This window comes from Rubrivivax gelatinosus (genome assembly GCF_004340905.1).
Lineage (GTDB): Bacteria > Pseudomonadota > Gammaproteobacteria > Burkholderiales > Burkholderiaceae_C > Rubrivivax > Rubrivivax gelatinosus.
This window is the reverse complement of record NZ_SLXD01000008.1, coordinates 196,211-221,591: the sequence shown is the minus strand read 5'-3', so window position 1 is coordinate 221,591 and position 25,381 is coordinate 196,211. Positions and strand designations below refer to the sequence as shown.

The 25,381-nt window shown below is 72.3% G+C and carries 21 protein-coding genes and 1 tRNA gene; 11 read left to right on the top strand and 11 right to left on the bottom strand.

Annotated features, from left to right (window positions below):
• Nucleotides 1–67: 67 nt before the first annotated feature.
• The gene (locus EV684_RS14110) at nt 68–1,759 is read left to right on the top strand and encodes a SulP family inorganic anion transporter (protein ID WP_132647919.1); all 1,692 of its coding nucleotides are present in this window, start codon (nt 68–70) and stop codon (nt 1,757–1,759) included.
• Here the strand turns inward: EV684_RS14110 and EV684_RS14105 are convergent, their stop codons facing one another.
• A complete protein-coding gene (locus EV684_RS14105) occupies nt 1,760–2,035 on the bottom strand; it encodes a DUF4212 domain-containing protein (protein WP_132647918.1) in 276 nt (91 codons plus the stop codon).
• Complete coding sequence (locus EV684_RS14100; RefSeq protein ID WP_132647917.1) at nt 2,032–3,495, bottom strand: CYTH domain-containing protein; 1,464 nt, start codon at nt 3,493–3,495, stop codon at nt 2,032–2,034. The genes EV684_RS14105 and EV684_RS14100 overlap by 4 nt, the downstream gene beginning before the upstream one ends.
• 82 nt (nt 3,496–3,577) lie before the next feature.
• Between EV684_RS14100 and EV684_RS14095 the strand changes: the two genes are divergently transcribed.
• Complete coding sequence (locus tag EV684_RS14095; RefSeq protein WP_132647916.1) at nt 3,578–3,784, top strand: DUF3460 family protein; 207 nt, start codon at nt 3,578–3,580, stop codon at nt 3,782–3,784.
• A 7-nt stretch (nt 3,785–3,791) separates the two neighbouring features.
• Nucleotides 3,792–4,649: a segregation and condensation protein A gene (locus EV684_RS14090; protein WP_132647915.1), complete on the top strand. Its 858-nt coding sequence runs from the start codon at nt 3,792–3,794 to the stop codon at nt 4,647–4,649.
• 7 nt (nt 4,650–4,656) lie between these two features.
• Here EV684_RS14090 and EV684_RS14085 read toward each other — a convergent pair whose 3' ends face one another.
• The 5 genes from EV684_RS14085 to EV684_RS14065 all read right to left on the bottom strand — a co-directional run bounded on the left by EV684_RS14085 (nt 4,657) and on the right by EV684_RS14065 (nt 8,911).
• The gene (locus EV684_RS14085) at nt 4,657–6,027 is read right to left on the bottom strand and encodes a sensor histidine kinase (RefSeq protein ID WP_165908493.1); all 1,371 of its coding nucleotides are present in this window, start codon (nt 6,025–6,027) and stop codon (nt 4,657–4,659) included.
• Nucleotides 6,027–6,773: a response regulator gene (locus EV684_RS14080; RefSeq protein ID WP_132647914.1), complete on the bottom strand. Its 747-nt coding sequence runs from the start codon at nt 6,771–6,773 to the stop codon at nt 6,027–6,029. Before EV684_RS14080 ends, EV684_RS14085 begins: the two co-directional genes overlap by 1 nt.
• Before the next feature lie 108 nt (nt 6,774–6,881).
• On the bottom strand, nt 6,882–7,499 hold the full coding sequence (locus EV684_RS14075; RefSeq protein ID WP_132647913.1) for a ParA family protein: 618 nt from the start codon (nt 7,497–7,499) through the stop codon (nt 6,882–6,884).
• Between the two features lie 66 nt (nt 7,500–7,565).
• Complete coding sequence (locus EV684_RS14070) at nt 7,566–8,336, bottom strand: sulfite exporter TauE/SafE family protein (RefSeq protein WP_132647912.1); 771 nt, start codon at nt 8,334–8,336, stop codon at nt 7,566–7,568.
• Nucleotides 8,336–8,911 (bottom strand): malonic semialdehyde reductase, encoded by a 576-nt coding sequence (locus tag EV684_RS14065; protein ID WP_132647911.1) that lies wholly within the window; start codon nt 8,909–8,911, stop codon nt 8,336–8,338. Before EV684_RS14065 ends, EV684_RS14070 begins: the two co-directional genes overlap by 1 nt.
• A 46-nt stretch (nt 8,912–8,957) precedes the next feature.
• On the opposite strand from EV684_RS14065, the gene EV684_RS14060 reads away from it, so the two are divergent.
• Nucleotides 8,958–9,389, top strand: coding sequence for a DUF1841 family protein (locus EV684_RS14060; protein WP_132647910.1), 432 nt, complete (start codon nt 8,958–8,960; stop codon nt 9,387–9,389).
• Between the two features lie 210 nt (nt 9,390–9,599).
• Here EV684_RS14060 and EV684_RS14055 read toward each other — a convergent pair whose 3' ends face one another.
• The 4 genes from EV684_RS14055 to EV684_RS14040 form a co-directional block, all read right to left on the bottom strand.
• Nucleotides 9,600–11,174 (bottom strand): ABC transporter substrate-binding protein, encoded by a 1,575-nt coding sequence (locus EV684_RS14055; protein WP_132647909.1) that lies wholly within the window; start codon nt 11,172–11,174, stop codon nt 9,600–9,602.
• Nucleotides 11,175–11,238: 64 nt separating this feature from the next.
• Nucleotides 11,239–11,430, bottom strand: coding sequence for a heavy-metal-associated domain-containing protein (locus tag EV684_RS14050; RefSeq protein ID WP_132647908.1), 192 nt, complete (start codon nt 11,428–11,430; stop codon nt 11,239–11,241).
• Between the two features lie 85 nt (nt 11,431–11,515).
• A complete protein-coding gene (locus EV684_RS14045) occupies nt 11,516–12,760 on the bottom strand; it encodes an HD-GYP domain-containing protein (RefSeq protein WP_132647907.1) in 1,245 nt (414 codons plus the stop codon).
• Nucleotides 12,761–12,876: 116 nt separating this feature from the next.
• Nucleotides 12,877–13,515 carry a c-type cytochrome gene (locus tag EV684_RS14040; protein WP_132647906.1) on the bottom strand — a complete coding sequence of 213 codons (639 nt, stop codon included), beginning with the start codon at nt 13,513–13,515 and terminating at the stop codon, nt 12,877–12,879.
• An 80-nt stretch (nt 13,516–13,595) separates the two neighbouring features.
• On the opposite strand from EV684_RS14040, the gene EV684_RS14035 reads away from it, so the two are divergent.
• The 7 genes from EV684_RS14035 to EV684_RS14005 all read left to right on the top strand — a co-directional run bounded on the left by EV684_RS14035 (nt 13,596) and on the right by EV684_RS14005 (nt 24,834).
• Nucleotides 13,596–14,450 carry an AAA family ATPase gene (locus EV684_RS14035; RefSeq protein ID WP_132647905.1) on the top strand — a complete coding sequence of 285 codons (855 nt, stop codon included), beginning with the start codon at nt 13,596–13,598 and terminating at the stop codon, nt 14,448–14,450.
• A gap of 13 nt (nt 14,451–14,463) precedes the next feature.
• On the top strand, nt 14,464–15,054 hold the full coding sequence (locus EV684_RS14030; RefSeq protein ID WP_132647904.1) for a GNAT family N-acetyltransferase: 591 nt from the start codon (nt 14,464–14,466) through the stop codon (nt 15,052–15,054).
• Nucleotides 15,051–17,090 (top strand): S9 family peptidase, encoded by a 2,040-nt coding sequence (locus EV684_RS14025; protein ID WP_242478577.1) that lies wholly within the window; start codon nt 15,051–15,053, stop codon nt 17,088–17,090. Before EV684_RS14030 ends, EV684_RS14025 begins: the two co-directional genes overlap by 4 nt.
• A gap of 87 nt (nt 17,091–17,177) precedes the next feature.
• Complete coding sequence (locus EV684_RS14020) at nt 17,178–18,350, top strand: vWA domain-containing protein (protein WP_132647902.1); 1,173 nt, start codon at nt 17,178–17,180, stop codon at nt 18,348–18,350.
• Nucleotides 18,347–20,194: an autotransporter assembly complex protein TamA gene (locus EV684_RS14015; protein WP_132647901.1), complete on the top strand. Its 1,848-nt coding sequence runs from the start codon at nt 18,347–18,349 to the stop codon at nt 20,192–20,194. Before EV684_RS14020 ends, EV684_RS14015 begins: the two co-directional genes overlap by 4 nt.
• Before the next feature lie 231 nt (nt 20,195–20,425).
• Nucleotides 20,426–24,769 (top strand): translocation/assembly module TamB domain-containing protein, encoded by a 4,344-nt coding sequence (locus tag EV684_RS14010; protein ID WP_132647900.1) that lies wholly within the window; start codon nt 20,426–20,428, stop codon nt 24,767–24,769.
• A tRNA-Arg gene (locus tag EV684_RS14005) sits at nt 24,760–24,834 on the top strand. Before EV684_RS14010 ends, EV684_RS14005 begins: the two co-directional genes overlap by 10 nt.
• Nucleotides 24,835–25,381: the final 547 nt, after the last annotated feature.

Genomic DNA, 25,381 nt, shown 5'->3' with positions numbered 1-25,381 from the left:
CCCGCATGCACCACAGCGGCCCTCCGGAACCGGGATTCCTTCCCGTTCACCGTTCCCTGGAGTCCGCATGTCCCCTTCCCGACTACACCGCTTCCGCCCGCGCCTGCTCGACGCGCTGACGGACTACGACCGCCGCCGCTTCGGCGCCGACCTGGGCGCCGGCATCACCGTCGGCATCGTCGCGCTGCCGCTGGCGATGGCCTTCGCGATCGCCTCGGGCGTCAAGCCCGAACAAGGCCTGTTCACGGCGATCATCGCCGGCTTCCTGATCGCCGCGCTCGGCGGCTCGCAGGTGCAGATCGGCGGCCCGGCGGGCGCCTTCATCGTCATCGTCTACGGCATCGTCGAGCGCTACGGCCTGGCCAACCTGCTGATCGCGACCTCGCTGGCCGGGGTGCTGATGTTCGTGATGGGGCTGTTCAAGCTCGGCGCGCTGGTGCGTTACGTGCCGGTGCCGATCGTCATCGGCTTCACCAACGGCATCGCGGTGCTGATCGGGCTGTCGCAGGTGAAGGACTTCCTCGGCCTGGAGACGCCCAAGCTGCCGGCCGACTTCTTCTCGCAGATCGCGGTGCTGGCGCGCCACGCGCATACGCTGAACCCGGCGGCGCTGGCGCTGGCCGCGGCGAGCCTGGCGATCGTCGTGCTCTGGCCCAAGTCCTACAAGATGCCGACGGCGCCGAGCGGGCTGCTGGCGCGGCTGCGCCGGCTGTCGGCGCACCTGCCGGGCACGATCGTCGCGCTCGTCGTCGCCACCGTCGCCACGGTGCTGCTGGATCTGCCGGTGGAGACCATCGGCAGCCGCTTCGGCGGCATCCCGCAGTCGCTCCCGTCCTTCGAACTGCCCGAGTTCAGCTGGGCCACGGCCAAGCAGCTGCTGATCCCGACGGTGACCATCGCGATGCTCGGCGCGATCGAGTCGCTGCTGTGCGCGCGCGTGGCCGACAACATGGCGCCGATCCCGCGCCACGACCCGAACCAGGAGCTGATGGCCCAGGGCGTGGCGAACTTCGTCACGCCGCTGTTCGGCGGCATCCCGGCCACCGGCACGATCGCACGCACCGTGACCAACGTGCGCGCCGGCGGCCAGACGCCGGTGGCCGGCATCGTGCACGCACTGACGGTGCTGGCCGTGGTGCTGCTGGCCGCGCCGCTGGCGCTGCACGTGCCGCTGGCGGCGCTGGCCGGCATCCTGGCCTTCGTCGCCTGGAACATGGGCGAGTGGCGCGAATTCGTGCGCCTGCGCCAGTTCAGCGTCCAGTACCGGACGATCCTCGTCGGCACCTTCGCGCTGACGGTGATCTTCGACCTGACGGTGGCCGTGGAGTTCGGGCTCATCCTGGCCTGCGTGTTCTTCATCTACCGCATGAGCACGCTGTTCCGCGCCGAGCCGGTGGCCGGGGCCGACGCCCCCGAGGGCGTGCAGGTCGTCGAGGTCTTCGGCTCGCTGTTCTTCGGCGCCGTGGGCAAGCTCGAGGCCCTGGCCGCGCAGCCCCCCGGCACGCGCGCGCTGGTGCTGGAGATGCACCGGCTGATCTCGATGGACACCTCGGGGCTGGACGCGCTGTCGCAGCTGCGCCGCGAGCTCGAGCGCCGCGGCGTGCGCCTGGTGCTGGCCGCCGTCAACGAACAGCCGTGCTCGCTGATGCGCCGCGCCGGCTTCGAGGACGAACTGGGCTGCGCCAACATCACCACCACGCTGGCCGAGGCTTACGCGGCGGCGCTGGCGCCCGAGCCGCCGGTCTCGCCAGCCGGCTGATCAGTCGTCGCCCGGGGCGCCGCGTTCGTCGTCGCGGCGGTCCATCACGATGGCGTAGATCCAGACGATCACCAGATAGGCGATCGGCGCGCCCTGCGCCGCGACCCAGAAGCCGAAGGGCGCGCCGAGGAAGTCGAAGTCCAGCTCGCGGGCGAAAAACGCGACGACGAAGCTGACGACGAACCACGCCAGCAGCAGCCAGCCGGTCAGGCGCCGGTTGCGGCGCCAGTCGCGGCGCTGGCGCTCCGCGCGGCGCGAGCGCGGCGTGCTGCTCATCGCCAGAAGCGCCGGACCTCGTCCAGCGGCGCCAGCGCCGCGGCGGCCCCGGCGAGCACCGCGTCCTCGCGGCCGACGAGCCAGCCCAGCGCGAAAGCGACCGCGGCGTCGGCCGGGTCGGCCGCGGCGCGTGCGGCCAGCGCCGCGCGCGCGACCGCGTGGTCGTTGGCCTGGCCCAGCGCCTCGAGCGCCGCGCGCAAGGCCTTCAGCGCGGCGCGCGCACGGCGCGGCCGCAGCGTCGGCAGCAGGAACTCGGTCGCGTAGCGCAGCCGCTTGAGCCGCTTGCGCAGCCGGTGGCGCTGCTCGGCGTCGAGCCGGGCGAAACGGCGCGCCTCGCGGCGCACGCGCCGCCAGTCGGCCGCCAGCTGCGCCGCACCGGCGCGCCCCAGCGCCGGGCCGGGCGTGTGCAGGGCCACGAGCGCCAGCGCCATCGTGCGCAGCATGGTCCGCGTGAAGTCCGGTGCCGCGACGACGTCGGCGGGCGCCGGCGCGCCGTCGTCCCGCGGCCAGGCCAGCGGCGGCGCGCCGGCGGCGGCCAGCGGCGCCAGCAGGGCGGCAGCAACCTCGGCGTCGCGGCTCGCACCGAGGGCGGCGAAAGGCGCGGCCAGCGCCTCGTCGAGCGCGCTCGCCGAGGCCTCGTCGGGCGACCAGGCGGCAAAGACCTTCAGCACGCTGCGCAGCCGGCGCAGGCCGACACGCAGCTGGTGCAGCGTGTCGGCCTCGCCGCTGCCCGAGGCGATCTCGGCGGCATTCGGAAGCACCTGCCGCAGCGCCGCGTGCAGCATCAAGCCGAAGGCCTGGGTGCTGAGCGTGCCGGGCGCGAACTCGGGGGCTTCGGCACGGACCGCGGGCACACGCTCCAGGCCCAGGGCCAGGCGGTGGCCCCGTTCGGCCTTGGTGCGCACGTCCAGCCAGAGGCCATGGCGCGCCACCCATCGTTCGGCCAGCGCCAGCAGCCCGGCCGGCGGGCCGCTGAGCAGCTCGAACTCGATCTCGCAGACCGACGCGACGTTGGCGCCGGCGACGATGCGGCCCTCGTCGAGCGCGATCTCGACCAGCGCGCCCTGCGAACGCACGCGGCGCGCCAGACGCACGACCTCGGTGCGGTAGCGCTCCACCAGCGGCGCGCCGTCGGCCAGCAGCCGCGCCAGCGCGTCGCCGGCGGGCGTGCCGGCGTGGCGCGCCGGGTCCAGCACCGGGGCGGCGTCGGTATCGGGCAGCTCGACCTCGTGCTCCAGACGGTCCATCAGGCCGTCACCGCGGCCCTTGAGCGTCTGCACCCAGCGCGTGCCCTCGCGGCGCAGGCGCAGCGCGAAGCCGGCGCGCGCCAGGCGGTCGTCGGCGGTGTCGACGTAGGCCGCGGCCAGCGGCAGCGCGCGCACGGTCTTCGTCGCCACGGCGCGATGCAGCCGGTCGCGCGCGGCGGCCGGAACCTGGAACTTCAGCTCGATCTCCCTCATGCCTGTCCTCGGACGTGGCGGGCGCGGATGCGGCCCGGCCGGTAAACTCCATGCTCGACGAATTGTCGCTTCCGCGCCGCTTATGCCCCCGTTCTTCCGCAAGCCCTACACGTCCGACGTCACCGACTTCATCGCCAAGCTGAAGGAACAGCGTCCGTCGCTCGAAGACGAACAGCGCGCCGGGCGCGCGCTGCTGTGGGACAAGGCGATCGACCGCGAGGCCCTGCAGGCCTGGCGCCAGGCGAGCGTGCCCCAGCAGCCCTACGTCTACCAGCCCAAGGGACGCTGAAGCGCCCTTGGACACGCCCGCCCTGCCCGAGGCGCTGCCGTCCGCGCAAGCGGCAGCCGAACCCGCCGCGCAGGACGTCGTGGACCAGGTCGCCGTCGCGCGCCTTTACGGCGAACCGCTGTTCCGGCTGCCGCAGGACCTGTACATCCCGCCGGACGCGCTGGAGGTCTTCCTCGAGGCCTTCGAAGGCCCGCTGGACCTGCTGCTCTACCTGATCCGCAAGCAGAACTTCAACATCCTCGACATCCCGCTGGCCGACGTCACGCGCCAGTACCTGGACTACGTCGAGCAGCTGCGGCGGCGCAACCTCGAGCTCGCCAGCGAGTACCTGCTGATGGCGGCGATGCTCATCGAGATCAAGTCGCGCATGCTGCTGCCGCCCAAGCGAAGCGCCGACGGCAGCGAACCCGAGGACCCGCGCGCCGAGCTCGTGCGCCGGCTCATCGAGTACGAGCAGATCAAGCTCGCCGCCGCGCGCCTGGACGCGCTGCCGGTGATGGGCCGCGACTTCCTGCGCGCCCAGGTCTACGTCGAGCAGGCGCTGGCACCCCGTTTCCCCGACGTCGACCCCGACGACCTGCGCGCCGCCTGGGCCGACATCCTCAAGCGCGCCAGGCTCAACCAGCACCACACGATCTCGCGCGAGCAGCTGTCGGTGCGCGAGTTCATGACCGTCGTGCTGCGCCGGCTGCAGGGGCGTCGGTTCGTCGAGTTCCACGAGCTGTTCGACGTGACACGGGGTTCGCCGGTGCTCGTCGTGACCTTCATCGCGATGCTGGAACTGGCACGCGAGCACCTGGTCGAGGTGACCCAGGCCGAAGCCTTCGCGCCGATCTACGTGCGCCTGGCCTACCAGCCGGCCTGAACGCCTTTCAGGCCGCGGGCAGCGTCAGCGAGAACACGCTGCCACGCCCCGGGCGCGAGCGCACGCCCAGATCGGCGGCCATCAGCACGCCGAGCCGGCGCACGATCGCCAGGCCCAGCCCGAGGCCGCGCCGCCGCGGGGGCGAGAGGTCGCGCACCTGGAAGAACTCGTCGAACACACGCGGCAGGTTGCCGGCCTCGATGCCGACGCCGGTGTCCCAGACCTGCAGCAGCAGCCGGCCCCCGCGCTGCCGGCAGGCGACGAGCACGCCGCCGCGATCGGTGTAGCGGATCGCGTTGCTCAGCAGGTTGCGCAGCACGCGCTCGACGAGCACCGGGTCGGCGTGCGCCACCAGGGCGTCGCCGCGGAAACGGAGCACCAGCCGCTTCTCGGCGGCCAGCGGCTCGAAGTGCAGTCGCAGCCGGGCGAACAGCGGCTGCATCGGCAGCGGCACCGGGCGCGGCTCGACGCCGCCGGAATCGATGCGGGTGATGTCCAGCAGCTCGCCGAACAGCCCGTCCAGCGCCTCGACCGAGGCGTTGATGCCTTCCACCAGCGCCGCGACCTCGGGTTCGTGCGGGCGTTGCTGCAGCGCCTGGGTGTACAGCGACATCGCGTGCAGCGGCTGGCGCAGGTCGTGGCTGGCGGCGGCGAGGAACCGGGTCTTGGCCAGCGATGCGGCCTCGGCGGCACGGCGCGCCGCCTCGGCCTCGGCCTTCTCGACACGCAGCTGCTCGGCGAGTTCCGCGGTGCGGTTCTTCAGGCGGATGGCCTGGCGCAGCGCGCCCCCGTGCGCACGTGCCATCACCGCGGTCACGACGAACAGGCTGGCGACGACGGCGGCGAGCTGCAGGTGGCCGTCGCGACCGCTGTCGCCGGCGATGCGCAGCACCGTGACGCCGAGCACGAGCCCGTTGTAGGCCAGGCACAGCCGGTGCTGCGACGCGAGCAGCTGCACCGACGCCAGGCAGAAGCTGTAGAGCACGAGCAGCAGCACCGTCGCGTGCGAAGGCGTGCCCAGCCCCCAGAACAGCCAGGCGGCGCCCGCCCACAGCGACCCGTGCGCCAGCACCAGCAGGCCCCAGCTGCGTCGCCAGGCGAGCAGGCGCTGGTCGTCGACCGCGCCGCGCCGGCTCCAGCGCAGGCAGTGCAGCAGCCGGAGCACCCAGACGACCGAGAACGCCGCGGCCCAGGCCAGCAGCAGGCCACGGCCGGCCAGGCCGCCGAAGGCCATCAGCACGATGCCGAGCCCGAAGATGTCGCCGACGAGCATCGCCGGCGCCTGCTGGTACAGCAGGCGCAGCTGGTCGGCGGGCGAGGCCTGGACCGTCGACGGACGCGGCTTGGCCGGCCGGGGGCCCAGCGTGGCGGCCGCCATCACGGCCGCGGCGGCGTCTTCGGCACCCAGCCGTTCTGCCGCTGCATCATCTGGCTGACCGCGAGCACCGCCTGCGTGCGCGTGCTGACGCCGAGCGCGCGCAGCACCGCGGCGACGTGGTCCTTGACGGTCTCCACCGAGAGGTTCAGCTCGCGCGCGATGAGCTTGTTGGGCAGGCCCTTGAGCAGCAGGCCCAGCACCTCGCCCTGGCGCGGCGTGAGGCCCACGCGCGCCATCGACGGCGCCTCCTGGTGCGGCTCGGGGCGGGCGCGCTCGCCCAGCGGCGCGTCGGGCACCAGACGCAGCGCGCTGGGCACGGTCTCGCCGGGATCGGCCGGAGGGCGCGCCTCCAGCCCGAGCATGTTGGGCGGCACGTACAGCCCGCCCGACATCACCATGCGCAGCGCCTCGCACAGCCCCTTGTTCGACGCCCGCTTGGGCACGAAGCCCATCGCACCGAGGTCGATCGCGCGGATGACGTCGCTGGCGCGGTCGGAAGCCGAGACGACGACCACCGGCAGCTCCGGATAGGCGGCGCGGAACTCGGCCAGCACCTCGAAGCCGTCGGCGTCGCCGAGCGCCAGGTCGAGCAGCACGAGGTCATGGCCGGCATCCTGGCGCAGCGCCTCGCGCGCCGACTCCGCACTGGCCACGCCGAGCACGGTGACGTCGTCGCCGAGGCCGCGGATGACCGCCTGCAGAGCCGAGAGGATGAGCGGATGGTCGTCGACCAGCAGGACTTTCATGGTCCCTCCCCACGCCGTCGCGGATGCGACCGGGGCATTCTGGGCTCGCGTCGCGCGCGCCGGTTCACCCCCTGTTTGGGGAACGTCGTCCGACGAAACGACGCCGCGTCAGCGCGTGACCCACTCCAGCAGCGGCGCCCATTGCGCCAGGTCGCGTTCGACACGGCCGGGCGCCACGTCCCACAGCGTCAGCCCGCGCGCGGCGAGCTGCACGTAGTTCTGCGTGTCGCGCAGCGAGGCCAGCACCGGCACCGGCAGCGTGCGCAGGTACTGCTGCAGCTGCTCGTGGGCCAGCGTGTGCTCGCGCACGCGCATCGCCACCAGTCCGACCGCCAGGCCGGCGCCGCGCTTGTGCTGGCGCAGCGCCTGCACGAAGGCGTGCGTGGCCTGGATGTCGAACAGGCTCGCCTGCAGCGGGATCAGCATGCGGTCGGCGATCTTCAGCACCGCGTCCAGGCGCTTGCCGTGCAGTCCCGCGGGCGTGTCGAGCACGACGTGCGTGGTGCCCTTGGGCGGGCGCACGATGTCGCCGGGCTCGAGGTCCCAGCCGCGGATCGCCGGCAGCGAGGCCGGGCGCAGTGCCAGCCACTGGCGCGAGGACTGCTGCCGGTCGGCGTCGCCCAGCATCACCGCGGCGCCGTGCGCGGCCAGGCAGCCGGCGACGTTGGTCGCCAGCGTGCTCTTGCCGACGCCGCCCTTGGGGTTGGCGATGACGATGACCGGCATCCGGAGTCCTCCTTCGCTCGCTTCAGACGCGGGCGATGGTAGCGGCCCCGGCGCCGGGCTCGCCAGTCAACGCAGTCCGTCCCAGAGCAGCTTGATGCCGGTGAGCAGCATGCCCAGCTCGAACAGGCGGTAGAACGCCACCGGCGAGACGCGCTCGGCCAGCCTCAACCCCAGCCAGACCCCCAGCGGCGCGAAAGGCACCAGCACCGCCGAGGTCACGAGGTTGCGCATGTCGATCAGCCCGAGCCAGGCGTAGGGCACCCACTTGGCCATGTTGACGACCGCGAACACCACCGCCAGCGTGGCCGTGAAGACGATCGGCTTCAGCTTCAGCGGCAGCACGTAGAAGCCCATCGGCGGCCCGCCCGCGTGGGCGACGAAGCTGGTGAAGCCCGAGACCACGCCGTAGACGAACCCCACCCAGCGCGGCGGCGGCGGCGCGTCGGCCTTGGCCGGGAAGAACTTGCGCATCGCCAGGAAGGCCAGCGTCAGCGCGCCGACGACGCCGGACACCGCCGCCGCCGACAGCCAGCCGAAGAGCAGCGTGCCGACGACGATGCCCACCAGGCTGGCCGGCACCAGCAGCCGCACCAGCGTGCGGTCGCACTGGCGCACCAGCGCCGCCAGGCCGAGCACGTCCATCACGACGAGCAGCGGCAGCATGATCGCCGCGGCCTGCGGCACCGGCACCGCCAGCGCCATCAGCGGCACGCCCAGGGCGCCGAAACCGGCGCCGAACCCGCTCTTGGAGATGCCGACGAGCAGCACCGCCGGGATCGCCACGGCGTAGAACCGGGGGTCGGCGATCACCGCGCCCCCGGCCAGCGAGGCGAACATCAGACCAGGCGGCAGGCCTCGTCGAAGGCGAGCCGCGGCAGCCGCGGGTGGACCTTCGTCGGGTCACCGTGGCCCAGCGTGCAGATGAAGTTGGTGCGTACCGCCGTGCCGGCCCAGTACTCGGCGTCGGCGCGGGCGACGTCGAAGCCGCTCATCGGCCCGCAGTCCAGGCCCAGCGCACGCGCCGCGAGGATCAGGTAGGCGCCCTGCAGCGAGGAGTTGCGCAGCGCGGTCTCGGCGATCAGCCAGTCGTTGCCGGCGAACCAGGCGCGTGCGTCGGCGTGCGGGAACAGCTGCGGCAGCTTGTCGTGGAAGGCCAGGTCCATGCCGATGATGGCCGTCACCGGCGCCTGCAGCACCTTCTGGCGGTTGCCGGGGCTGACGATCTCGGCCAGGCGCTCACGCGCCTCGGGCGTGCGCACGAAGACGAAACGCGCGGGGCAGCCGTTGGCGGCGGTCGGGCCCCACTTCAGCAGGTCGTAGAGCTGTTCGAGCGTGGCGTCGGCCACGGGCTCCGGGCGGTAGCCGTTCTGGGTACGCGCCTCGGTGAAGAGTTGTTCTGTGGTGGTGTTCATCGACGTATCGGAAGCCGGGACATGGACGCCCGGCGACAATGCGACGATGTTCCAACCGAACCAGGCCGACGTCAGGCGCTTCTTCTGCGGCGCTTATGCGAAATACCGCGAAGGCGCTCCGGTCGATCCGATGGAGGCGATCGCGACACGCTGGATCGCCGAGCACCCCGAGTATCACGCCGAACTCGCCGACGTGGCGGCTGCCCTGGCGGCCGACTACGCCATCGCCGCCGGGCGCACCAACCCCTTCCTGCACCTGGCGATGCACCTGTCGATCGAGGAGCAGTGCAGCATCGACCAGCCGACCGGCATCCGCCAGGCTGTCTCACTGCTGGCTGCGCGGCGCAACTCGCTGCACGCCGCGCATCACGAGGTGATGGACTGCCTGGGCGAGATGCTCTGGACCTCGCAGCGAAGCGGCCTGCCGCCCGACGGCCAGGCCTACCTCGAGGCCGTGCGCCGCCGCGCGACCACCTGAGGCGGCCGCGCGGGCCCCAGCGCCTCGATCAGCACCCTCGGCCCACCAAGCGGCCGCCGTGGACCGGCTTTGTCGGGCCACTGGCGGCGCCCCCTCGAGGGGGCTGAGGCGGGACACGAACGGTTCAGTGAACCGTGCGTGCCAGCCGAAGAGCCGGGCCACTGGCCCGGCGCGGCCGGCAAGGTGCGCCGAAGGCGCTTCGGGGGTGGGTCACTTGACCGTCACCCAGGAGTACTCGAACCAGTTGTCGGCGCGATGCACGACCTCGACGTTGCTGCGCGCGGCCCAGGGGATCACCTGGCGGTGCAGCGGGATCAGGTGCGCCTGCTGCGTGTACTCGCGCAGCGCGCCCTTGACCAGGTCCTCGCGCTTCTTCGGGTCGGCTTCCGAGCTGGAGGCCTTGGCGAGTTCCTCGAACCTGTCGTTCTTCACCCGGCCGTAGTTGAAGGCGCCGACGCCCTTCTCGCCGGGCGAGCGCAGCACCGGCGTGATCGTGACCTCGGCGTCGGTGATCGCCCCGCCCCAACCGAGCATGTACAGGCTGGTGTCGAACTTCTCCAGCTTGGGGAAGTAGACCGCACGCGGCATCGCGTTGACCCGCAGCTTGACGCCGATCTTGGCCCACATCTGCGCCAGCGCCAGGCAGATCTCCTCGTCGTTGACGTAGCGGTTGTTCGGGCAGTCCAGCGTGACCTCGAAGCCCTGCGGGTAGCCGGCCTCGGCCAGCAGCGCGCGTGCGCGGGCCAGGTCGAAGGGCAGCCGGGTCTCGATCGCCGGGTCGTCGTAGGCGCCCAGCGGCGACGGCGTGATGCCGCCGGTGGGCACGCTCTGGCCGTTCATCAGCTTGGTCTTCATCGTCTCGATGTCGACTGCGTGGTAGAGCGCCCGGCGCACACGAACGTCCTTGAACGGGTTCCTGCCCTTGACGCTGCCGTAAAGCAGCTCGTCGCGCGACTGGTCCATGCCGATGAACAGCACCCGGTTCTCCGGACCGTCGACGATCTTCACGCCCGCGGTCGAGCGCAGCCGCGGCACGTCGCGCGGCGCCGGGTCGAGCACGAAGTCGATCTCGCCGGAGACCAGCGCCGCCAGCCGTGTCGCGTCGTTGGCGATCGGCGTGTAGACCACCTGCTGCACGTTGCCCTCGAAGCGCCCCCACCACGCCGGGTTGCGCTTGTAGACCGTCTTGATGCCCGGCGCCCGGCTCGCGACCATGAACGGGCCCGTGCCGTTGGCGTTGAAGGAGGCGTAGCTCTCCTCCTTGTTCTTGAAGTCCAGCGGCCGGGTGACCTTGTTCTTCTCGGACCACGACTTGCTCATGATCCACAGCGGCGCGGCGATGTGCTGCAGGAAGATCGGGTTGACCTGCTGCAGCCGGAACTCGACCGTCAGCGGGTCGATCGCCACCGGCGTGCCCACCGCGTTGGCGTAGACGCTGATCTGCGAGGTCAGCTCCCGGGCGCGGTTCATCGAGAACACGACGTCCTCGGCGCTGAACGGCGAGCCGTCGTGAAACTTCACGTTCGGCCGCAGCTTGAAGCGCCAGGTCAGCGGGCCGGTCTGCTTCCACTCGGTGGCCAGCGCCGGCACCAGGCCGAGCTGGCGGTCGCGCCCGACCAGGCCTTCGTAGACCTGGCCGTTCATCGAGTTGGTCAGCATCTCGTTCTGCGAGTGCGGGTCCAGGGTCTGCAGGTCGCCCTGGCTGGCCCAGCGCAGCGTCTGGGCGCCGGCGCTGCCGGCGGCCAGGCCGGCGGCGAGCAGCGCACACGTGATCCACGATCTCATCGTCTCTCCCGGAATGGGTGGCAAAGCGGTCGCAGGGGGCGCGCGCCGTGCGCGCCCGAGGGGCTCAGGCGGCCTCGAAACCTTCTTCGGCCAGCGCGGCGGTGAAGGTCTCGGCAGGCTGGGCGGAGTCGATGCGCACGGCGTGCGTCGGCAGGTCGATGCTCACGCGGGCCGCGGCATCGACGCGCTGCACCGTCTCGGTGACGGTCTTCACGCAGTGGCCGCAAGTCATCGTCGGCAGGGTCAGTTCGATCATGGGGCGATCCTCGTGGAGGTGGTGTCGCCCCGAAGGGTAACGCGAGCGGCAGCGCGGGGCGCACCGTGACCGCCGGCGCGCGGGGTCAACGGCGGGCGCGCGTCACCTCGGGTGGCAGCCACAGCTCGTCGAGCGGGCGCCCGGCCCAGTTCTGCGCCGGCTCGCGGCCGACGATGCGGTCGTTGGCCGCCTGGTTCAGGTCCAGCCGCTGCGGCGGGATCGGCATCGACGAGCGGGTCGAATAGAACAGGTTCACCACCGGCGCGGCCGGTCTGCCCGGGTTCTGCTCGACGACGATGCCGATGCGGCCCGACTCCATGCGCACCAGCGAACCGGTCGGATAGATGCCGACACTGCGCACGAAGGCGGCGAGGATGGTGTCGTCGAAGTGCCCCTTCCACGAGGCCATGCGCGCGATCGACTCGGCCGGATCCCAGCCCGACTTGTACGGGCGGTTGGAGGTCACGGCGTCGTAGACGTCGCAGACCGCGCCCATGCGCGCGAGCCGGGTGAGCGCCTCGCCCGAGCACCTGTGCGGGTAGCCGGTGCCGTCCACGCGTTCGTGGTGGTGCAGGCAGACCTCGAGCGCGTCCTCGCCGGCGCCACGCGCCTCCTGCAGCAGGCCGTGGCCGCGCTCGGGGTGCGAGCGCATGACGTCGAACTCCTGGTCGGTGAGCTTGCCGGGTTTGTTCAGCACCTCGGAAGGCATCAGCGCCTTGCCGATGTCGTGCAGCAGGCCGGCCAGGCCCAGGCGGCGGCACTCGGCGTCGGTGGCACCGAGCTGGCGCCCGAGCGCCACCATCAGCGCGCACACCGCCACCGAGTGCATGTAGGTGTAGTCGTCGTGGGTCTTCAGCCGTGCCAGGCTGACCAGCGCGCCCGGGTTGCGGAACACCGATTCGGTGACCTGCTCGACCAGCGGCATGCAGGCCTCGCCGTCGATCGCGCGGCCCAGGCGGGCGTCGCTGAACATCGAGACCACGGCCTCGCGACCGCGTTTGCAGACCGTGGCAGCCGCCTGCAGTTCCTCGGCCATCGTGGTGGAGGCGGGCCGCGGCGGCGCCGCGGCGGGCGCCAGGGCCGGCGCGGGGGGCGCGGCCGGGGTCGGGGCCACCCGCGGGCGCACGCCGGCATCGTGCGCCTCGACGTCCAGGCCCAGCGAGATGTCGATCCAGCACTCGCGCACGCCGCTGCCCTGCACCTGGGCCAGCATCTTCGGGTCTTCGATGACGAAGCGGGTGCGCCAGAAGGGGTGGTCCATCCACGAGCCCTCGAAGGCGTGGAGGTGCATTCCCAGGCGGAGCTCGGTGACCGGAATCTTCTTCAGCATGGACGCGGGGAGCGGACGTGCGGACGGCCGCCGCGGAGGGCCGGCATCGGACGCCCGCATGATGCGTCAGAACTCACCCTGCATCACCCGGATCAGGGCCGGGAGCGCCGCGCAAATCAACGGAAGCGCGATTCGGGCACGGTCCGCACGTCGCCAGGCAGCGACGCCACGTAGCCGGCGATGGCGCGCAGTTCGGCGGCGGAGAAGGGCTGGACCTGCGCGCTCATGATCGGATTGCTGCGCCCGATCTGACGATGGTTCGTGCTGCCGTAGGCGCGCAGCGCCGCGAGCAGGTAGTCACCATGCTGGCCGGCGATCTTCGGATAGGCGGGTGCGATCGGGCGGTTGAAGTCGGCGCCGTGGCAGGAGGCGCAGGCGCCGCGCTCGAGCAGCGGCGCCACCGCCGCCGGCGCCGCCGCAGCGGTGGCCGCTGCCGGCGCGGCCGGTGCCGAGCCGGCATAGAAGGCCGCGAGGTCGGCGATGTCCCGGTCCGACAGCGAAGCCGCCGCCGCCCGCATCGTCGGGTGCTTGCGCTCGCCCTTGCGGTAGGCCACGAGCGCGGCGACGAGGTAGTCGGCATTCTGGCCACCGATCTTGGGCACCTTGTGCACCAGCGGGAAGCTGGCCTGATAGCCCGGGATGTTGTGGCAGCCCATGCACATCGCGGCCTTGGACCGGCCGGCCGACGCGTCCTGCGCCCGCACCGCAGACGCCATGCCGGCGAGCACCAGCAGCACGATCGCAGCCTTGATCATGATCAAGCCTCTTGATGCGATGGCGCAGTATAGGCGCCGCGTATACTGGCCCGCCCCCCTCCAATTCCCTCGCGGACACGATGAAATTCAAGGGTTCGGACCAGTACGTCGCGACGCAGGACCTGATGCTCGCCGTCAACGCCGCCGTGACGCTGCAGCGGCCGCTGCTGGTCAAGGGCGAACCCGGCACCGGCAAGACGATGCTGGCCGAGGAAGTGGCCCGCGCGCTGGGCCTGCCGCTGCTGCAGTGGCACGTGAAGAGCACGACCAAGGCGCAGCAGGGCCTGTACGAGTACGACGCCGTCAGCCGGCTGCGCGACAGCCAGCTCGCCGGCGAGGAGGAGTCGGCGCGTGTGCGCGACATCCGCAACTACATCGTCAAGGGCGTGCTCTGGCAGGCCTTCACGTCGCAGACGCCGGTGGCGCTGCTGATCGACGAGATCGACAAGGCCGACATCGAGTTCCCGAACGACCTGCTGCGCGAACTCGACCGCATGGAGTTCCACGTCTACGAGACGCGCGAGATGGTGCGTGCAAAGCACCGGCCGCTGGTCTTCATCACCTCGAACAACGAGAAGGAGCTGCCCGACGCCTTCCTGCGCCGCTGCTTCTTCCACTACATCAGGTTCCCGGACGCCGAGACGATGAAACGCATCGTCGAGGTGCACTTCCCGGACCTCAAGCGCGAGCTGCTGGCCGCGGCGATGAAGACCTTCTACGACGTGCGCAACCTGCCCGGGCTGAAGAAGAAGCCCTCGACCAGCGAGCTGCTGGACTGGCTGAAGCTGCTCGTCGCCGAGGACATCCCGCCCGAGGCGCTGCACAGCCGCGACGAGCAGGTCGCGGTGCCGCCGCTCGTCGGCGCGCTGCTGAAGAACGAACAGGACGTGTCGCTGTTCGAGAAGCTGGTGTTCATGCAGCGCCACAACCGCTGAGCCCGACGCCCGGATGAGCTGGCCCGAACCCGTCACGCTGCGCGGCCGGCTCGCCGCGCTCGTCCCGCTGCAGCCCGAACACGCCCCGGCCCTGGCCGACGCCGCCCGCGACGGCGAGCTCTGGAAGCTCTGGTACACCGCCGTGCCCGCGCCCGAGCGCATGGGCGCCGAGATCGGGCGCCGCCTGGGGCTGCAGGCCGCCGGCAGAATGCTGCCCTTCGCCGTCTTCGACGCCACCGGCCGCGCCGTCGGCATGACGAGCTACATGAACATCGACGCCTTGAACCGCCGCGTCGAGATCGGCAGCACCTGGACCGCGCGCTCGGCGCAGCGCACCGGGCTCAACACCGAGTGCAAGAAGATGCTGCTCACGCACGCCTTCGAGCGCCTGGACTGCATCGCCGTCGAGTTCCGCACCCACCGCCTGAACACGCAGAGCCGGCGCGCGATCGAGCGCCTGGGCGCCCAGCTCGACGGCATCCTGCGCGCCCACCAGCGGAGCGCCGACGGTTCGCTGCGCGACACCGCGGTCTACAGCATCACGGCGGCCGAATGGCCGACGATCCGCACCCACCTCGAATGGCTGCTCGCCAAACCCCGATGAAGACCAAGCCGATCACTGTCGACGATCTCTGGAAGCTCGAGCGCATCGGCGCGCCCAGCCTCTCGCCCGACGGCGCGCAGGCCGTCGCCGCGGTCACGCGCTACTCGATGGAGGACAACAAGTCCGCCAGCTCGCTGTGGCTGTTCTCGACGCTGGGCGGCGCCGCGCGGGCGCTGACCGCCTGCGGCGACAAGGACGGCCAGCCGCAATGGAGCCCCAAGGGCGAGCTCGTCGCCTTCGTCGCCAAGCGCGAGCAGCAGGGCGAGAAGGACGAGACGGCGCAGCTCTACGTCATCGCGCCCGACGGCGGCGAGGCGCGCCGCGCGGCGACGGTGGCCACCGGCGTCGAGGCCTTCCGCTGGTGCCCCGACGGCCGCCGGCTGCTCTTCGTCTCCTGGGTCTGGCCCGACGCCAAGGGCACGAAGGAGCAGGCCAAACGCGCCAAGGCCTTCAAGGAACGCAAGGAGACCGGCTACGCCACCCGCGAGGCCCAGTACCGCTACTGGGACCACCAGCTGCCGCAGGACCGCGAGCCGCACCTGCACCTGCTGGAGCTGGGCCGGGACGGCGCTGCCGCCAAGGTTCGCGACCTGTTCGAGGGCTCGCCCTACGCGCTGCGCCGCCACGACCCCGACGCCGACTGCTTCGACGTCTCGCCGGACGGCAAACGCGTCGTCTTCACCTTCGACCCGGCGCCCGAGAAACGCATCGACAACCGCCTCGCGCTGGCCGAGCTCGAACTGAAGACCGGCCGCTTCAGCGTGCTCGTGCAGGACGCCGACTGGGACCTCTCGGCCCCGCGCTACAGCCCCGAGGGCGAGCGCATCGCCTTCATCGCCAGCCACCAGGGCCGCAAGCACACGATGCCCGGCCAGGTCGCCGTCTGGTACCGCGACGAGGCGCGCTGGGAGCTGCTGTCCGAGGCCTGGGACCACGACGTGCAGGCGCCGCTGGCCTGGGAGGACGACGGCCAGGCGCTGCTGCTGCGCGCCGAGCAGCGTGGCCGCCAGCATCTGTGGCGTTTCGACCTGCCCGACCGCCGCGCCGAGATCGTCGTCGAAGGCGGCACCGTGCAGGCCTTCGACAAGGCCGCCGGCACGCTGCTGACGCTGGCCGACGGCGCCACCCATCCGGCGCGGCTGCAGGCCTGCCTGCCGGGCGAGGCGCCGCGGCGCATCGAGACGATCAACGACGCGCTGCTGGAACGCCTGCAGTCCGGGCGTGTCGAGGAGGTCTGGATCAAGGGCGCGGCCAGCGTCGAAGGCGGCGAGCCCGACGACGTGCAGATGTGGCTGGTCTACCCGCCGGGCTTCGACGCGAAGAAGAAGTACCCGATCCTGCACCTGATCCACGGCGGCCCGCACACCGCCTTCGGCGACGCCTGGCACTACCGCTGGAACACCCAGGTCTTCGCCGCCCAGGGCTATGTCGTCGCCTGCGTCAACTACCACGGCTCGTCGAGTTTCGGCACCGCCTTCCTCGACAGCATCACCCACCGCTGGGGCCAGCTGGAGACCATCGACGTCGAGGCCGCCACCGACTGGCTGCTGAAGAAGCCCTGGGCCGACAAGCGCCGCGTCTTCGCCTCCGGCGGCAGCTACGGCGGCTTCATGGTCGCCTGGATGAACGGCCACGTGCCGGCCGGGCGCTATGCCGCCTACGTCTGCCACGCCGGCTGCTTCGACTGGACCGGCATGTTCGCCGACGACGCCTACACCTGGCACGCCAAGGAACTGGGCGCCTGGTACTGGGACGACATGGCGCGCGTGCACGCGCAGAGCCCGCACGCCGCCGCCGGCGCGATGGCCACGCCGACGCTGGTGGTGCATGGCGCGCTCGACTACCGCGTGCCCGACGCCCAGGGCCTGGCCTACTACAACACGCTCAAGGCGCGCGGCGTCGACGCCCGGCTGCTCTGGTACCCCGACGAGAACCACTGGGTGCTCAAGCCGCGCAACTCGAAGCAGTGGTACGGCGAGTTCTTCGGCTGGCTCGAACGCCACGACCCGGGCCCGGCCAAGACCCGCAAGCGCTGAAAGGCGCCCGGTGTTTCGTCACGCCGGCGGCGCGCGCCGGCGCGACAATCCAGGCATCCGTCGCCGCCCAGGCGCCGCCTCCAGCCGATGCTGATCGACTTCTTCTACACGCTGCGCGCCGCCAAGCTGCCGGTCTCGGTGAAGGAGTTCCTCACCCTGCTGGAAGCGCTCGAGGCCGGCGTCGTCGACGCCTCGGTCGACGACTTCTACTTCCTCGCCCGCGCCACGCTGGTGAAGGACGAGACGCACTACGACAAGTTCGACCGTGCCTTCGGCGCCTACTTCAAGGGCGTCGAGCTGCTGACCGACTTCACGCGCGAAGTGCCGCTGGACTGGCTGCGCAAGACGCTGGAGCTGGAGCTGACGCCCGAGCAGAAGGCGGCCATCGAGACGATGGGCTGGGACGAGCTGATGCAGACGCTGAAGAAGCGTCTGGAGGAGCAGAAGGAGCGCCACGAAGGTGGCAGCCAGTGGATCGGCACCGGCGGCACCAGCCCGTTCGGCGCCTGGGGGCACAACCCGCAGGGCGTGCGCATCGGCCAGGACAAGGGGCGAAACCGCAGCGCGGTGAAGGTCTGGGACCAGCGCGCCTTCCAGGACTACGACGACAGCCGCGAGCTCGGCACGCGCACGATCAAGGTCGCGCTTCGCCGGCTGCGGCGCTTCGCGCGCGAAGGCGCGGCCGAGGAGCTGGACCTGGACGCGACGATCCACGGCACCGCCGCCAACGCCGGGCTGCTGGACATCCGCATGGTCCCGGAGCGCCACAACCGCGTGAAGGTGCTGCTGCTGATGGATGTCGGCGGAACGATGGACGAACACGTTCATCGTGTGGAGGAACTCTTCAGCGCCGCCAACAGCGAGTTCAAGCACCTCGAGTTCTATTACTTCCACAACTGCGTCTACGACTTCGTCTGGAAGAACAACCGGCGCCGCTACTCCGAGAAGACGCCCACGTGGGACCTGATCCGCACCTACAACAAGGACTGGAAGCTCGTCTTCGTCGGCGACGCGACGATGAGCCCGTACGAGATCCTGCAGCCCGGCGGCAGCGTCGAATACAACAACGAGGAGCCCGGCGCCGAATGGCTGCGCCGGCTGACCGAGGCCTTCCCGCGCTTCGCGTGGATCAACCCGGAGCCGCAGGGCGTCTGGGCCTACCGCCAGAGCATCTCGATCGTGCAGCAGCTGATGAACCAGCGCATGTTCCCGCTGACTCTCTCCGGACTCGAAGGCGCGATGCGGCTGCTGAGCAAATGAGGCGCTGGTTGACGGGCCTCGCCGCGGCGCTGGCCGCGGGGGCCGCGCTGGCCAACGGCACGCCCGGCACGCCCGACGCGGCCCCGGTGCCCGAGGTCGCGGCTTCGGCCGCCGCCGCGGTGCCGCAGGCCAGCGTCGAGGTCGATGCACCACCGGCGCTGAAGGCGCTGCTCGATCAGCACCTGGACATCGCGCGTGTCGCCACGCTGGCGCCGGGCAGCACGCTGGACGACAGCGAGTGGGCGCGGCTGATCGACGGCGCGCCGGCCCAGGTGCGCGAGCTGCTGGAGACCGAGGGCTACTTCGACCCGACGGTGATCGTGGCACGCTCGGTCGGCAACGTCGGCGAACGCCACGTGCGGCTGGAGCTGCAGCCCGGCCCGAGAACCCGCGTCGATCGCGTCTCGATCGAAGTCGAAGGGCCGCTGGCCGCCGCCGCAGAGGCCGGCGACGAACATGCGCTCGAAGCGCTCGCCGACCTGCGCCAGGCCTGGGCGCTGCCCGCCGGCCAGGCCTTCCGCAACCCCGACTGGACGGCGGCCAAGGCCGCGGCGCTGGCGCGGCTGCGCGCCGCGGGTTATGCCGGCGCGAGCTGGAAGGCCACCGCCGCCGAGGTCGAGACCGCCGAACACAGCGTCAGCCTGTTCCTCGTGGCCGACAGCGGGCCGCTGTTCCGCTTCGGCGAGCTGGTCGTCGACGGCCTGGTCGTGCACGAGCGCGAGACCGTCGAACACCTGGCGGCGCTGGCGCCCGGCGCGCCACTGACCGAAGCGGTGCTGCTGGACTACCAGGAGCGGCTGCAGAAGGCGGGCCTGTTCGACAGCGCCGCCGTCACGCTGGACCCGGACGTCTCGCGCGCCGACCATGCCCGCGTGCTGGTGCACCTGAAGGAGGCGCCGCTGCAGGTCTACACCTTCGGCATCGGCGTCAGCGCCAACACCGGGCCGCGCGCGTCGCTGGAACACGCCTACCGGCGTGTCTTCGGCTACGCGCTGTCGGCCAGCAACACCTTCTCGCTGGCGCAGAAGAAACAGACCTGGACCGGCGAGATCAGCACCCACCCGGGCGAGAACCTGTATCGCGAACTGATCGGCGGCGCCGTCGACCGCGAGGAAGGCGACGAGGACATCGTGCTCGCGCAGCGCGTGCGCCTGGGCCGCACCAAGGACACGCAGCGCCTGGAGCGGCTGGTCTTCGTCGAGGCCGAACGCTCGGCGCGCACCACGACCACCGGCGAGCGCCTGCACACCAACACCATCGCCTACTCGATCAACCACCACGGCGTCTGGCGCGAGCTCGACAGCGTCGTGCTGCCGACCGAGGGCTTCTCGGTGTCGCTGCAGACCGGCGTGGGCCACGCCCACGGCAGCGCCGGCGAGACCGGGCCGTTCTCGCGCCTGTATGGGCGCTTCACCGGCTACCTGCCGATCGGCCAGGCCTGGTACGGCAGTGCACGTGTCGAACTGGGCCAGGTCGTCAAACGCGACGCCGTCGCGGTGCCCGACTCGCAGCTGTTCCGTGCCGGCGGCGACGACTCCGTGCGCGGCTACGCCTACCGCAGTCTGACGCCGACCGTCGACGGTGCCGAGTCGGGCGGCACCTCGCTGATGACGGCCAGCCTGGAACTCGCGCGGCCGATCTCGGCGGCCATGCCCTCGGTCTGGGGCGCCGTCTTCGTCGACGCCGGGCGCGCCGCCAACGGCTTCACGAACCTGACCCCGGCCATCGGCACCGGCGTCGGCGTGCGCTGGCGCAGCCCGGTCGGGCCGCTGAAGGTGGACCTGGCCTGGGGCGAGGAGACGCATTCGGTGCGCCTGCATTTCAGCGTTGGGATAGCTTACTGATGCCCCCAAGCTCGCTATCGCTCGCTACCCCCCGAGGGGGCCTCGCCCGGACATGGACCGTCCGGTGGACGGGCCATGCCTGGCGAGGGGCCGGGCCACTGGCCCGGCGCGGCCTGCAAGGCCGTCCGCCAGCGGACCGGCAAAGCCGATCCGCGGCGGGAAGCTTGATCGCGCGGCGCTTGTTCGTTTGCATGGGCTCGCTGACCGCCACCTTTGCGCCGGGTTCACGGGATGACTGAGCAGGGTCCGGACACGCTGCAGGACGCGCCGGTGCCCGTGCGCCGGCGCCGCTGGTGGCCTTGGCTGGTCGCGGCGCCGGTGGTGCTGGCGGCCGGGTCGCTGGGCGGTGTCTGGGGGCTGCTGCACAGCGACGCGGGGACGCGGTGGCTGGGCACACGGCTGCCGTTCGTCACGGCGGAAGGCACGCGCGGGGCGCTGTTCGACGACGTGTTCGAGGCCGACCGCGTCGTCGTGCGCTGGGACCAGGGGCGGCAGTCGGTCACGGTGACCGGCTTCCGCGGCGAGGGGCTGCGCTGGTCGTGGCGGCCGCATGCCCGCGCCTGGTTCGGCATCGACGCGACGAAGGCCGTGGCGCGCGAGGTCATCGTCGACACCGGGCCGCCCAGCGGCCACGGCGCGCACCTGCCTTCGGGCATCGGCATCCCGCTGCAGATCCGCGCCGAGCGCGCCGAGCTCGAGACCCTGAACGTCGACGGCTTCCAGCTGCACCGGCTGCGCGCGCGCGCCTGGGTCGGCGAACAGAACCTGCTGTACCGCGTCGAGGACGCCGAGCTCGACTGGGGCAAGGTGCGCCTGGCCGGCCACGCGCAGCTCGGTTTCGACCTCCCCTTCACGCTCGGCGGCCAGGCCGAGGCCCGGCCGATCGACCCGGCCACGCCCTTCGACGCCACGATCCGCGCCAGCGGCACGCTGGACCGCATCGTGCTCGCCGGCACGCTGCGCGGCACGCCGCGGCCGGACCGGGCGGCGCCTTCGGCCGACGTGTCGACGACGCTGCTGCCGTTCGCCCCCTGGGTGCTGGCGAAGCTCGACGCGAAGACCACCGCCCTGGACCTCGGAGCGCTCGTCGCCGGCGCGCCCGAGACCCGGCTCAGCGGCCACGCCCGGCTCGAAGCGCCGCCGGCCGGCGAGCGCCCGATGCTGGCCGACGTCGCGCTGGACAACGCCCTGCCCGGCCGCTGGGACACCGGCCGCCTGCCGCTGGCCCGTTTCGAGGCCGACCTGCAGGGCTCGAGCAAGGCCCGGCGCCAGGTCGACATCCGCCGCCTGGCGCTGCAGTTCGCCGCCGACGGCCGCGAGGCGGGGCGCTGGAGCGCCCACGGCCGCTGGGACGGCCCCGCGCTGTCGCTGCAGACCACGCTGCAGGGCCTGGCGCCGCAGCGCCTGGACCAGCGGGCCCCGGCGATGACGCTGTCGGGGCCGCTGACGCTGGACCTCGGCGGCCTGCCCTCCCCCGACGCCTGGGGCGGCCCGCGCACACCGTGGTCGGCCGCGCTGCGCGCGACGCTGGACGGGCGCGTCGACGGCGCGGCCCAGCCGGTGCGCCTGCGCCTGGACGGACGCGCCGACGCCGATCGTGTCGAGCTGAAGGAACTGGACGCCAGCGCGGGTGCCGCCGTCGCCCGGATGACGCTGGATGCACGCCGCGCCGAGGTCGGCTGGCAAGTCCTCACCCAGGGCACGCTCGCCGGCTTCGACCCGGTGCCCTGGTGGCCGGGCGAGCCCGGCTCGGCCTGGCGCCAGGGGCCGCACCGCATCAGCGGCGGCTGGCAGCTCGACCTGGCGCTGCCGCCGCAGCCGCAGACGCTGGCGCTGCCGGCGCTGCTGCAGGGCACGGCCGGCCGTGGCGCGCTGAAGATCGCCGACACCACGATCGCCGGGGTCCCGGTGGCGCTGGACCTCACGCTCGAGCAGACGGGCGGCCGTGCCGGCAACAGCCGCGTGCGTGTCGAAGCCAGCGCCGCCGGCAACCGCCTGCTCGCCAGCGGCGCGGGCCGCCCCGCCGGCCCGGGCAGTGACGACCAATGGACGCTGCAGCTCGACGCTGCAACGCTGGCGCCGCTGGCGCCGCTGGCGCGCCTGCTGCCCGGCGGCGACGGCTGGGCGCCCAAGGCCGGCAGCGCCAAGGCCGAGCTCAGGGCCACCGGCCGCTGGCCCGACGTGCAGACCCAGGGCCATCTGGAGCTGCGCCAGTTCGCCTCGCCCGAGGTCGACGTCGGCAGCGCCAGCGCCGACTGGCGCCTGGCCACCGGCGGCCTGGCCCAGCAGCCGCTGGAGCTGCAGGCCGACGTCTCCGGGCTGCGCTGGGGCCGCCAGAGCGCACGCCAGCTGCGTGCCGAGCTGCACGGCACCTGGCAGGAGCACCACCTGCTCGTCGCCGGCGCGCTGCCGCTGGCGCCGCCGCCGGTGCTGGAACGCTGGTTCGGCCTGCGAAGCCTGTCGGGCACGCGTGCCCAGCTGCAGGCCACCGGCGCCTGGACCGCGGCAGAAGGCGGCGGCGGCCGCTGGGCCGGGCGTGTCGACCGCCTGGGCATCGGGGCCTGGGATGGCGGCAGCATCGCCCCGCCGGGCACCGACTGGCGCAGCGACTGGGTCGACGCACGCGAACTGGGCGCCGAGCTGCAGTTCGGCCGCGGCGGCACGCTCGAACGGCTGCAGGCCGCGCCGGGGCACATCCGCTTCGCACGCGCCGTGGACCTGCGCTGGGACGCCGTGCAGGCCGAGTGGAGCGGGCTCGCCGCACCCCGATTCACGCTGCGCATGGACGTCGACCCGGTGGCCGTGGCGCCGCTGCTCGAACGCGTGCAGCCGACGATGGGCTGGGGGGGCGACCTGCGCGCCGGCGCGCACGTGGACCTCCGCGCCGGCGAACGTTTCGACGCCGAGCTCGTCGTCGAGCGCCATGACGGCGACCTCAGCATCACCGACGAGAACGGCACCCAGGCGCTGGGACTGAGCGCCGCGCGGCTGGGCCTGTCGGCGCACGACGGCCAGTGGTACTTCACCCAGGCGCTGGCCGGCAGCAACATCGGCCGCATGGCCGCCGCGCTGGGCGTGCGCAGCACCGCCGCCAGCCGCTGGCCCGGGCCCGAGGCGCCGCTGGACGGCGTGCTGGAACTGGAGGTCGCCAACCTCGGCGTCTGGGCCGCCTGGGTGCCGCCGGGTTGGCGCCTGTCGGGGCAGCTGCACACCAAGGCCACGATCGGCGGCCGCTTCGGCGCGCCCGAGTACACCGGCGCCATCGAAGGCCGCGAGCTCGGCGTGCGCAACCTGCTGCAGGGCGTCAACGTCGGCCCGGGCACGGTGGACATCCGCCTCGAAGGCACCGAGGCGCGCATCGAGGCCTTGCGCTTCAAGGGCGGCGACGGCCAGCTCGAGCTGACGGGCGGCGCCGCGTTCGGCGCCACGCCGAAGGCGCTGCTGAAGGCCCGCGCCGAGCGTTTCCGCGTGCTCGGGCGCATCGACCGCCAGCTCGTTGCCAGCGGCAGCGCCTCGCTGGCGCTGGATGCGCAGAAGCTCGCGCTGGACGGCCGGCTGCAGATCGACGAAGGCCTGTTCGACGCCACGCGCGCCGACGCACCGTCGCTGGACGCCGACGTCACCGTGCGCCGCCCCGGCGAGCCCGCGGCGGCCGAGGAGGACGATGCCCTGCCGCGCGCACGGCGCGACGTCGAGGTCACGCTGGACGTCGACCTGGGCCGCAAGCTGCGCGTGCGCGGCCGCGGGCTGGACACCGAACTGCGCGGCCAGCTGCGGCTGACGACGCCGGGCGGGCGGCCCGCCGTGCACGGCAACGTCAGCACCGAGAACGGCACCTACGCCGCCTACGGCCAGAAGCTGGACATCGACCGCGGCATCCTCGCGTTCACCGGGGCGATGGACAACCCGCGGCTGGACATCCTGGCGCTGCGGCCGAACATCGACGTGCAGGTCGGAGTGCTGATCACCGGCAGCGCGCAGAGCCCGCGCGCGCGGCTGTACTCCGAGACCGAGATGACCGACACCGACCGGCTGTCATGGCTGGTGCTGGGCCGGGCTTCCGACGGCCTGGGCCGCGCCGACGCCGCGCTGCTGCAGCGTGCCGCCGTGGCGCTGATGGCCGGCGAGGGCGAGGCGCCCACCGATGCGCTGATGCGCAACCTCGGCATCGACGAGTTGAGCGTGCACCAGAGCGAGACCACCAGCGCCACCACCGGCGGCGAGGTGCGCGACACCGTGATCTCGCTGGGCAAGCAGCTGTCGCGGCGCTGGTACGTCGGCTACGAGCGCGGCGTCAACGCGACGACCGGCACCTGGCAGCTGGTCTACCGCATCGCCCAGCGCTTCACGCTGCGCGCCCAGAGCGGCGCGGACAACGCGCTGGACCTGATCTGGATCTGGCGCCTGGACGACGAGCAGCTGCCCGGCACGCGGCCGCTGATCGGGGCCACGCGCCGCCTCGGCGAGGCCACCGGGCTGGTGCCGTCGGCAGCCTCGGCCGCTTCGTCGCCCGCGGCCCCGGCACTGAACCCGGCGGCCGACGATGGCAGAATCGCCCCCGCCGCGCCGCCGTAGTTCAATGGATAGAACGGGGACCTCCTAAGTCTCAGATGCAGGTTCGATTCCTGCCGGGGGCGCCAGCCGATGGCGGTGCACGCCGTCGAACAGCTCGGCCCGCCAACTGCCGTCGATCCACAACAGCTCGATGCGCGCCTTGTCCGGCAGCCGCCACCAGTAGATCCACCGGCCACGATCGCAGTCGATGCTGTCGGTGGGCCGGCCGATCGCGTGCTCGATGCGCTCCAGCGTCCAGCCGTCCAGCGGCTGGGTCTCGAAGAAATGGCGCAGCAGGTCCGGCGGCGCACGCGGCGGCATGTGGTCGACGATGACGCCCTGGGCGTCGCACTCCAGGTACATCGGATCATCGGGCACGCCCCAGGTGTAGCGCGTGCGGCCCGACGACCCACCCGATATCGACGCCGCGCGCCGCAAGCGCTCGGGAAGGTCGACGTAACGCAGACCGCGGTAGTAGCCGTTGGCTTCCATCAGCTGGCGGCGTGTGCGCCGCGCCGGCCTCCTGAGGCGCTCATTGAGCCAGGCGGCCACCGTGACGATCGCGCTGACGACATTGATCAGCAGGGCCAGCATCAGCACGACGGCCAGGATGAAGGCGAAGAGTTTCGCCAG